This window comes from Mycobacterium sp. NGS51 (assembly GCF_059812525.1).
The window spans coordinates 1-2,243 of the sequence record NZ_JCALCV010000040.1; the positions used below are offsets into that span (position 1 = coordinate 1).

3 protein-coding genes are annotated in these 2,243 nt (G+C 67.9%); all 3 read left to right on the plus strand.

The genetic code is table 11. From position 1 onward, the window contains the following. On the plus strand, positions 1 to 290 hold a 290-nt coding region (locus AC5Y5W_RS24825), incomplete at its 5' end, for a helix-turn-helix domain-containing protein (RefSeq protein ID WP_500014120.1). Beyond that, complete coding sequence (locus AC5Y5W_RS24830; RefSeq protein WP_500014122.1) at positions 287 to 652, plus strand: DUF1490 family protein; 366 nt, start codon at positions 287 to 289, stop codon at positions 650 to 652. The genes AC5Y5W_RS24825 and AC5Y5W_RS24830, both read left to right, overlap by 4 nt. Beyond that, on the plus strand, positions 652 to 2,243 hold a 1,592-nt coding region (locus tag AC5Y5W_RS24835; protein WP_500014123.1), incomplete at its 3' end, for a heavy metal translocating P-type ATPase. The genes AC5Y5W_RS24830 and AC5Y5W_RS24835, both read left to right, overlap by 1 nt.

Here is a 2,243-nt window from a genome sequence, read left to right on the forward strand (position 1 = left end):
GCCGGATTCTTGTGGCGCTGCTGGATGGAGTTTGCTATCCCGCCCAGCTGGCTTCGTGTCTTGGGTTAACGCGATCAAATGTGTCCAATCACCTGTCGTGTTTGCGGGGCTGCGGATTGGTCGTCGCAACCTATGAGGGCCGACAGGTTCGGTATGCGCTGGCCGACAGTCACCTCGCCCGTGCCTTGGGCGAATTGGTCCAGGTCGTTCTCGCGGTCGATACCGACCAGCCCTGCGCCGCCGAGCAAGCCACGTGCGCGGGGCCGGTCGGCATGACCGTTAGTCGATGAGCAGGAACGATTTACTGACACCCCGGACGGAACTACTGAATCGTGCTGAGAGCGCAGAATACAAGGAGCGCTTAACGGTGGTTCCGCACGTGCTACGAGCTAAAGCCGCCGAGGCGGTCACCGGGCAGTGTGAGCGCCCTATGAAGCGCTGCGCACGGTGCTGTTGCGCGGCTCCCGTTCGCCGAGCCGCGGTGATCGCGACCGAGCGGGGTTTGCGCGGAAGCCGACGCGCCGAAGCGAAGGCCGAGTCGGGCGGGCTGCAAGTCGCCGACGTGGTCGCCGAGGCGGTAGAGCGCGTCGGGGAGGCAGTTTTCACCGCCGGCGGTGGGGGATTCGGCCCAGACCACGACCATGGAGGCTGATGATATTGACCATTGATACTCGCCCTGATACCGGTGTCACGCTGACGGTTGTATCCGCCGCAGCGGGGCGGATGCGTGTGCACGCCACCGGATTTCGGTTCGACACGGTCCGGGCCGTCGCGATCGAAGACACCGTCGGCAAGCTGACCGGCGTGCGGGCTGTGCAGGCCTATCCGGGCACGGCCTCGGTGGTGGTCTGGTATTCGCCCGCGCGCTGTGACTCCGCTGCTATCTTGTTGGCGATCGCCGATGCCGAGCACATCCCGGCAGCATCGGTGCCCGCGCGTGCCCCGCATTCGGCCGGTATCCGCGAGGCCGGGGTCATGCAGAAAGTTGTCGACTGGGCCGCGCGAATGCTGTCGGGTCCACGCCATGACGCGCCAGGCCGTCCGCCGACTGGCGGAGCCGGGCAGCGACCGCGGGTGGTAAGTGATGGCTGCTGCGACCACGACGACACCGAGCGCGAGCCGGACGGGCTCTGGCACGTCGTCAAGCTGCGGCGAGCCGCGTTGTCCGGGGCGCTGCTGGGCGCCTCGGTGATTACCGCATGGTTCACTCCACTGGGGCCGGTCGCACTGGGACTGAAAGCCCTCGCGCTGGCGGTGGGGGCCTCGACGTTCGTGCCGTCCACTCTCAAGGGACTGGCCAAGGGCCGCATCGGCGTGGGCACCTTGATGACCATCGCCGCCGCTGGCGCTGTGGCGCTCGGTCAGGTCGGCGAGGCCGCCACGCTGGCGTTTTTGTTCTCGATCAGTGAGGGCCTGGAAGAATACGCGGTGGCGCGCACGCGCCGGGGCCTGCGCGCGCTGCTGTCGCTGGTGCCGGATCAGGCCACGGTACTGCGCGAGGGGACCGAAACCGCGGTAGCCGCCGCCGACCTGCGTGTTGGGGATCAAATGATCGTCAAACCCGGCGAACGCCTTGCCACCGACGGCATTATTCGTTCCGGACGCACTGCGTTGGACGTCTCGGCGATCACCGGGGAATCGGTGCCGGTCGAGGCCGGGCCCGGTGATGAGGTGTTCGCCGGGTCGATCAACGGCTCCGGAGTGCTGCAGGTGCAGGTCACCGCGACCGCGCAGAACAACTCGCTGGCGCGCATCGTGCACATCGTAGAGGCCGAACAAGCCCGCAAAGGCGCCAGCCAGCGGCTGGCCGATCGCATCGCGCGACCGCTGGTGCCGGGCATCATGATCGCCGGGGTGCTGATCGCCGGGACTGGCAGCATCCTTGGCAGCCCGCTGGTCTGGATCGAACGCGCCCTAGTGGTCTTGGTCGCAGCCTCCCCGTGCGCGCTGGCCATCGCCGTGCCGGTGTCTGTCGTGGCGGCCATCGGCGCCGCCTCCAAACTCGGCGTACTGATCAAGGGCGGCGCCGCGCTGGAAGCCCTGGGCACCATCCGCGGAATCGCCCTGGACAAAACCGGAACGTTGACCGCCAACCGGCCCGCGGTCATTGACGTCGCTACCACCAACGGCGCCACCCGCGAGGACGTGCTGGCGGTGGCGGCCGCACTGGAAGCCCGCAGTGAACACCCACTGGCCACCGCCATCCTCGCCGCAACCCAAGCGCCAATCGCCGCCAGCGACGT

What these genes read in the sequence shown, in the direction of transcription:
- AC5Y5W_RS24830 (WP_500014122.1), top strand. Translation starts at nt 287, where the DNA reads ATGAGCAGGAACGATTTACTGACACCCCGGACGGAACTACTGAATCGT.